At 62.5% G+C, this 8,108-nt stretch carries 5 protein-coding genes; 2 read left to right on the plus strand and 3 right to left on the minus strand.

The window, feature by feature from the left end; translation table 11 throughout:
* Window positions 1-326: 326 nt before the first annotated feature.
* Both VMR39_RS11170 and VMR39_RS11175 read right to left on the minus strand, forming a co-directional pair.
* Window positions 327-2,558, minus strand: a complete 2,232-nt coding sequence (locus VMR39_RS11170) for an amylo-alpha-1,6-glucosidase (protein ID WP_325416050.1) — start codon at window positions 2,556-2,558, stop codon at window positions 327-329.
* Window positions 2,559-2,566: 8 nt separating this feature from the next.
* Window positions 2,567-3,661: a glycosyltransferase family 4 protein gene (locus VMR39_RS11175; RefSeq protein ID WP_325416052.1), complete on the minus strand. Its 1,095-nt coding sequence runs from the start codon at window positions 3,659-3,661 to the stop codon at window positions 2,567-2,569.
* Window positions 3,662-4,064: 403 nt separating this feature from the next.
* Between VMR39_RS11175 and VMR39_RS11180 the strand changes: the two genes are divergently transcribed.
* Entirely contained in the window at window positions 4,065-6,137 is a 2,073-nt protein-coding gene (locus tag VMR39_RS11180; protein ID WP_414712495.1) for a prolyl oligopeptidase family serine peptidase, read from the plus strand.
* A gap of 83 nt (window positions 6,138-6,220) precedes the next feature.
* The gene (locus VMR39_RS11185; RefSeq protein ID WP_325416053.1) at window positions 6,221-7,246 is read left to right on the plus strand and encodes a lysylphosphatidylglycerol synthase transmembrane domain-containing protein; all 1,026 of its coding nucleotides are present in this window, start codon (window positions 6,221-6,223) and stop codon (window positions 7,244-7,246) included.
* Here VMR39_RS11185 and VMR39_RS11190 read toward each other — a convergent pair.
* Window positions 7,226-8,108 (minus strand): NAD-dependent epimerase/dehydratase family protein (locus tag VMR39_RS11190; RefSeq protein ID WP_325416054.1); only part of this gene is annotated, 883 nt, incomplete at its 5' end. The two genes, VMR39_RS11185 and VMR39_RS11190, sit on opposite strands and share 21 nt — an antisense overlap.

Raw genomic sequence — 8,108 nt, forward strand, 5'->3', positions numbered from 1 at the left:
GGGCGCCCGCCATCGGGCGCAGAGACAAAATGTGCATATTTCGACCCCTGTTGTTTCTGAGCGGCATTTACCGCGTTGGGTGACCTCCTTTTTCCGGCGAACGCGTGGCGATCCCGGCATGTCGGGGCGGCAATGGCAGCCCTGACAGCCTCACGCACCGATCAGTAATTTGTTCCATAACTTGTTGATTAACATAACTTTAAGGAAATGTTTGCGGAATCGCTCGGAGGCGCTTGTTCCCGCTTCGTCGTCGTCAGGCGCTGTCCAGAGATGGGGTAAAAACTTCCCGACTGAGGCTTGTCCGACCTTGCCCTAAAGGAGGAGCCTCATGCCACCGTCACGATCCGCACATTATTGTCGCGGCAAAGCGGTTTCACCACGACATGCTCGTGCATCCGCTCGAACGCGATGTCGATGCGGGCCGTGCCGATGCGAATTCCGTTGATCGTCAATTTCTGAAGAAACTCGGGCAGGGCGGGTTCGTGCAGATAGAGCTGCCCGGCGTCGCTGTCGAAGCGCATGCCGAGACTGGACTGGATGAGCGCGAGAGGCGCCGCAGCCGACCAGGCCTGCGGGCTGCATGCGACGGGGTAGAAAGTCGGTCCCTGCGATCGGCGGCGGGGAAAGCCGCAGAAGAGTTCTGGCAGGCGCATCATGTCGACATAGGTTGCCGCGCCGAACAGCCCCTCGAATATCTGGGCGGCCTCTCGCTGATAGCCGTAGCGGGAGAAGCCTGCGGCGATCAGCGCATTGTCATGCGGCCAGATCGATCCGTTATGATAGCTCATGGGGTTGTAGCGTTTTTCGGTCGAGGCGATGGTGCGCACGCCCCAGCCTGAGAAGGAGGCCGGCGCCATCAGGGTGCGCACCACGGCTTCGGCGCGCTCTTCCTTCGCCAGGCCGGTGTAGAGGACATGGCCTGCATTGGAGGATCGCACGCGACAAGGGCGCTTTTCCCCGTCCAGCGCCAGCACATAGGTCCCCAGCGCCGCGTCGAAAAAGACCTGGTCGAACCGGTCGCGCAACTGATCGGCTCGCGCCTGATAATCCAGCGCGCGCGTCTCGTCGCCAAGTGCGCCATATAGTGCGCTTGCCGCCCGCCACGCGCGATAGACATAGGCCTGCACCTCTGCGAGCGCGATCGGCCCGCGCGCGATGCTGCCGTCGGCATGGAAGATGGAATCATGGCTGTCCTTCCAGCCCTGATTCTGGAGGCCCTGATCTGTCAGGCGACCATATTCGACAAAGCCGTCACCGTCGCGATCGCCATTGGTGTCGATCCAGCCGAGCGCGGCCTCGATATGGGGCATGATGCCTGACAGGAAGGCCGCGTCGCCGGTGCGCTCCAGATAGGCGCCGGCAAGCATCACGAAGAGCGGGGTGGCATCGATGCTGCCATAATAATGGCGGAACGGTACCTCGCCCAGTTCGGCCATCTCGCCATGGCGAACTTCATGCAGGATCTTACCCGGCTCGGCATCGGCTGCCGGATCGAAAGTCGTGGCCTGATGGGCCGCCAGATAGCCGAGTACGCCCCGGCTGATCGCCGGGTCCATCCATAATGTCTCAAGCGCGGTTATGATGGCGTCGCGGCCGAACACGGTGCTGAACCACGGTATCCCGGCATAGGGGTAGGGGCCGAATTCGGTATCGGTCGACAACATGGAAATGTCGGCGACGGATCGCCGCGCCACTTCGTTGAACAGATCGTTGGAGGATCGGATCGTCGCGCCGCGTTGGCGCGCGGCGCGCAGGGCGTGCATCGCTTCGCGCAACGATTTCAGAAATTGCTTGGGCAGCGGATCACCCGCTTCGGCCCTGTCGCAGCATATCCTGACGAACAAGGCGCAGCGTGTGCCGGGCGCGACGGTGACGTCGAACCGGGCCTGGCTTTCCGTCAGTTCGGCGGGCACCGGATCGAAATGCAGATGCGTATGCCGCTCGCGATCGTCGCGCCCCAGATAGCCGAGCAACACGTCCGATCGCCCGATCCGGGGGGCGCGCATGCCGCCCTTGCGAAGCCGGGTCATGCCGCGAATCTCGAACAGATCGGCGAAGTCCGCCGCAAATTGCAGGCCGATACTGATCCGGTGCGTCTCTGTGTCGAAATTGCGGATGGTGATCCGCTCATACACGCCGTCTTTCCACAGGAAGCGGGTCCGGCGGATGTGGATCAGGTCATGTTCGACGGCGACCCGCCCGTCTTCGCCCGGAAAGTCCGGGTTGGTCAGGTCGCAGGTCAGCATCGCATTGTCGTCGCGCAGAGCCGAACTCAGCAGGATCGGGCGCGTGCCGTTGACGGTCAGGTAAAGGTGCGACAGGTGCCGGGTATCGCGATGATATAGCCCCTCCGGACTTCCCGGCCCGGATATCGCATCGCCGCTATGGTCGAATACGGCGAAACTGTCGCCGTATTTCAGCGTTCGCGGCCGTCGTTCATGGAGAGAGGCGGTGGCGGGAATGAAGAATTGGGTCTGGGCCTGGGACAGCGCCTGGCCGCCGTCGATTCCGGGCGGATTGGGTCGGGGCGCGTCGGACTGCGGTTGGATCAACGACATAGCGTCTCCTATGCAACGATTTGCAGATCGGTTTCCGCGCCGCGATCCCGGCGCAGTCGGGCGGCATCGGTGCGAGCGCCCGGCAGGCCATGATATAGTGCGACATAGTCGGCCGCCATCCTCTCTGCCGTGAAGCGTGCGTCGAACGCGCCACGCACGATAGACCGATCGAGATCGGACAGGGCAGCGACTGCCGCCACGGCATCATCCTCGCTGTCGACGATGAAACCCGACACGCCATGTTCGATGACCTCTGGCACGGACCCGCAGCGAAAGGCGATGACCGGCGTGGCGCAGGCCATGGCCTCGATCATCACCAGGCCGAAAGGTTCGGGCCAGTCGATCGGGAACAGCAATGCACTCGCCCGTCCCAGAAAATCAGCCTTCTGTTGTTCGTTGATCTCACCGACATATTCGACATTGGAATAATGGGCGACGAGGGGAGCGATCTCCGTCTCCCAATAACCGCGGTCGACCATGTCGATCTTGGCCGCGATCTTGAGCGGCATGCCTGAGCGCGCCGCGATGCGGATCGCGCGATCGGGACGCTTTTCCGGGGAGATGCGGCCGAGAAAGGCCAGATAGCCTTCGCTGTGCTGAAGGCGCGGGAGAAGCAGGTCGGCGGGCAGGCCATGATGGATCGTTCCCGCCCAGTTGACCGGCGGCATGGGCAGGCGCTGATGATCCGAGATCGACACCAGGCTGTGATCCGCAAATGTGCGATAGAAGGGTGACAGATCGGGGAGGTCGAGCCGACCGTGTAACGTAGTCACGGTACGGCCGATGAAATCCTGGATCATCGGCAGGTGCAGCAGGTCGATATGAAAGTGCAGCGCGTCGAATTCGTCGGCCCGCCGGCGGACCTGCTCCAGCATCATCATATGATAGGGAATTGGATCGACCACCATGGGATTGAGGCGCAAGGCTACCTCGGTGACCGGAACGAGCTGGGCGCTGGTGGAGGAATCCCCGCTGGCGAAGAGTGTAACTTCATGGCCCTGGCGGACGAGTTCTTCGGTCAGATAGGATACGATGCGTTCCGTGCCGCCATAGAGACGGGGCGGGACGCTTTCCGCCAAGGGAGCGATTTGCGCAATCTTCATACGGGCATTCCTCATGAAAGAGTGACGCCAGCCGTCCCCGACTACGGCAGCCATGACAATAAAAGGTCTGGATGGGTCGTGCGGTTTCGCACAGAAAATCCGTTCGTCTCAAATTGCCGCCTATATGTAGCGCCAAAGCGTCTTATTTCTTCAAATCATAATATGGATCAAGCTTAATGGTTCTCATGGCTTTGTCAGGACATAATGGTCAAAATGGCTGACTGATTTGGGTCAATATTGTAAGTTTCTACTCTGGCTGGAGCCATCTCCAGTATCAAAATGCGCGAATTTTCTTTTTGTTTTCGGCAATTTTCGGTCCGTCTGGTGCCCGAACGGTGCGATCAGAGCGCTGGATTTTGTCTGCGCACCAATGCAGGGGTTGAGAAATAACGATGGAAAGGAAATGGCTTTGCGACTGACCTCGGCGATCCTTCTCGCGGCGAGCCTCGCCTTACAAACCGGCATGGGCCAGGCCGCCGACGCAGAAGCGCCCGCTGGCGCCGTCCGCGCTTTTACTGGAGACGACCTGTTCCGCCTGGTCGGTGCAACGGATCCCATGATAAGCCCGGATGGCTCGCGGATCGCCTATGTGCGGATGACCGCAGACGTCATGTCGGACAAGGAGGTTCCCTCGATCTGGCTGGTCGACGTCGCGTCGGGCCAACAGACGCCGTTGGTTGCGGGCAAAGGCGCACATCGTTCGCCGACATGGTCGCCCGATGGCAAGCGCCTGGCCTATGTTTCTTCAGACGGAGAGGGGGCAGCACAGCTTTACATGCTCTGGCTCGACAGCGGGCGCAGCGTGAAGGTTACCGGCCTGCCCGACAGCCCGACCAGCCTTGCCTGGTCGCCCGACGGCAAGGTAATCGCCTATACCATGCGAGTGCCTGGCGAGCCGCTCAAGCTCGGAAAGCCGCCGGAGAAGCCCGAGGGGGCGAAGTGGGCGGCAGGGTTGGAAGTCATCGACCGGGTAACATATAGGGCCGACGGCGGCGGCTATGCCCAGTCCGGATATGATCATGTGTTCGTCGTGTCGGCTGATGGCGGGGCACCCCGGCAAATGACGTTCGGGAATTGGGATGATGCCGGCCCACTGTCCTGGACCCCCGACGGACGCCGGATTCTCTTCTCCGCCAATCGGCGGCCCGACTGGGAACGCGAGATGATGAACACCGAGGTCTATGCAGTGGACGTCGCCGATGGAGCGGTCACGTCGCTGACCAATCGAAACGGACCGGACGGCGGCGCGGCAGTCTCGCCTGATGGAAGACACATCGCCTATCTTGGCTATGACGATGTCAACCGCAGCTACGAAAATACCGAACTCTATGTGATGAACGCCGATGGCAGCGGTGCGCGCTCGCTGACCGCCGGACTCGACCAGTCGATCGATGCGGTTCACTGGGCCGGCAATTCGCAACTCTATGTGGCCTATGACGATCACGGCAAAAAGCGTGTGGCGCGCGTCGGTCTGGATGGATCGGTTCGTACCGTCGCAGACGGGCTGACGGCAGGCACGCATTATGACCGGCCCTACACCGGTGGAACTTTCTCGGTCTCCAGGAACGGCAAAATTGCCTATACAGCAGGCGACACCGACGCGCCGGCCGACCTGTGGGTTGATGGAAAGCGGCTGACCGATCTTAATGGCAACTGGCTTTCAGCCAAGGCGATGGCGCCGGTGCGCAAGCTGCCGGTGACGGCACCCGACGGCCGCGCGATCGATGCCTGGCTGGTCACGCCGCCCGGACTGCGGCCAGGTGAGCGAGCACCGCTGATCCTGGAGATTCATGGTGGCCCCAACACGGCCTATGGCCCCGTCTTTTCAACCGACGCGCAACTTTACGCCGCGCATGGCTATGCGGTGCTTTACACCAACCCGCGCGGCAGCACTTCCTATGGTGAAGAATTCGCCAACCTGATCGATCGCGCTTATCCGGGCACCGACTATGACGATCTGATGGCCTCGGTGGACGCCGCCATCGCAGACGGAGTGGCGGACCCGAACAATCTGTTCGTTACCGGCGGATCGGGCGGTGGCGTGCTGACCGCATGGATCGTCGGCAAGACAGACCGTTTCAAAGGGGCGGCGACGCAAAAGCCCGTGATCAACTGGATCAGCGAGGCGCTGACCATGGACATGACCACCTTCACCTCGCGCTACTGGTTCGACAAGAAGCCGTGGGAGGATCCGATGTCCTATTGGAACCGCTCGCCGCTGAGCCTGGTCGGCAACGTCAAGACGCCGACGCTGGTGGTGGTGGGATCGGAGGACTATCGCACGCCGGTCAGCGAGGCCGAGCAATATTATGCCGCGTTGCAGATCCGGGGCGTGCCTACGGCGCTGGTGAAAGTGCCGGGTGCGAGCCACGGTGGCTTTACCGCGCGCCCTTCGCAGTCGGCCGCCAAGGCTGCGGCCATATTGGCATGGTTCGACAAATATCGTCAGACGGAGCGTTCCGATAGGCGCAACTGATCGCGTCTGGCTGCATCGTCTCCAGAAGGGGGTAATTCTTCCGATAGGCTGGCGGGCGGGCGGGGGGCGGCTATGGTGGGCCAATGTCCGCACCGGGTTCATCGAGGCTCAGCTTTCGCCGACTTCTGCCGCCTATCGGCCTTTCGTCCCGCTATCGGCGCGCGCTGCTCCAGAGCCTTGTCGGCGTGGCCCTTCTGGGCATTTTCATCAGCCAACTGGATCTGGCGGAAATCGCCGCGCTGACGCGGCAGGCGACGATCGCGCCACTGGTCGTGGCACTGCTTCTCTATGCCCTGGATTTCTACCTGCGCGCGGTGCGATTCTGGATGCTGTTGGAGGCCGTGTCCGATCGCTCGGTGCCGCTGCGTGCCGTGCCTGGTCCCTTCATCACCAGTTTCGGGATCAGCGACCTGCTGCCGCTGCGCGCCGGCGACATTTTCCGGCTCGCCTGGTTCCAGCGCAACATGGGGCTTCCGATCAGCAGCGTGTTGGGAGCGATGCTGATCGAGCGATTTTACGATCTGTCGGCGCTGCTGTTGCTGGGCGGTTTCCTGGTCGCCGCCCATGTCGGGGCAGAGGCGGGGCTGATCGTCGCGCTTGGCCTGCCGCTGGGCTTCATGATCTTGACGCGGCTGGCGGGGATGATGGCGGGCCATGCGCCGGTCCCTTCCGCCACATCGCCCGATCGGGGGCTGAGAGGCAGGCTGGTCGATGGGGTTTGGGCGACGTTGCGCAGCTTTACCATATTGCGATCATCGCGTCGGCAAGGACTGTTTCTTGGCCTGTCGCTGCTGTGCTGGCTATTGGAGGCCGGCCTGTTTCTGGGCGCCTGGATCAGCCTTGGGGGAAGGATGGAACAATGGGCGGCGGCGATGGCGGCTTTCACGGCGAGTACGCTGGGCACGCTGGTGCCGGGCCTGCCGGGGCATTTCGGCACATTCGAGCTGTTCGGGCTGGCGATGTTCCGGCTGGGCGGGGTGGATCGAAACTTCGGCGCAGCGGTGCTGATGCTGGCGCACATGATGCTCTGGGCACCGACGGCCCTCTATGCGATGGTCTGGCTGGCCCTGACGCGACGTGGCGGTCGGTCAAGACAGGAAACGGAGTAGCCCAAGGACACGCTGCGATAGCACTGAACGATGCGCCGATGCCGCGGCCGTCGTCTGGCGATGCACCATGAACCAGTCATAGCTTTCCGCCAGCATTGCGGCGTTGGAATAGTGCGCGCGCCAGCCGAGTGCTTGCAACGGCGTCACGTCGAAATGGCAGTCGCGATGATAGGTCCGATATTGCCACGCCACGAGAGGGGATAATCGCAGCGCCCGCAGCGCCGCCAGCGCCGCGATCGCCGGTGCGACGGGCAGGCCGATAATAGGCGACGAACTGCCTGCATGGGCGATAAGCCCCTCCAGATCCTCACGCAGGGTGCCGAAACGGTCGGTACCGACATTGTAGGTGCCCGGCCGCTGCTGCGCGAGCGCCAGCATGTAGAAGTCGATCAGGTCATCGACATGGATGAATTGCTGCCGGTTCGCCCCGTCGCCGATGATGTAGAGGCGGCGTCCCTCGGCGATCCACTGGAACAATATCTGGTAGATGCCGAGGCGCCCGCCGCCCAGCGTGACGCGAGGACGGATGGTGATCAGCGGAATGCCGGCCGCTTCGCAGATATGCGCCATGACGCGTTCCGCTTCCAGTTTCGACCGTCCATAGGCCTCGAAGGGACGCGGCACGGTTTGGGCGGTGATCGCGCCTTGCGGCGGCATCCCGTAGATGGACGTGCTGCTGACATGGATCATCGCGTCGACACCGGCGCGGGCGGCTTCGAGCGCGACGATGCGGCTTCCTTCGACATTGACCTGGCGATAGCGTCGCCCCGCGCCCGATTGCGCGACCAGCGCGGCGTGGTGATGAACGATATCGACGCCGCGCATGGCGTCCGCGACCATCGCCCGGTCGCAGATGCTGCCC

This window comes from Sphingobium sp. (genome assembly GCF_035511395.1).
In the GTDB taxonomy this organism is placed as follows: Bacteria; Pseudomonadota; Alphaproteobacteria; order Sphingomonadales; family Sphingomonadaceae; genus Sphingobium.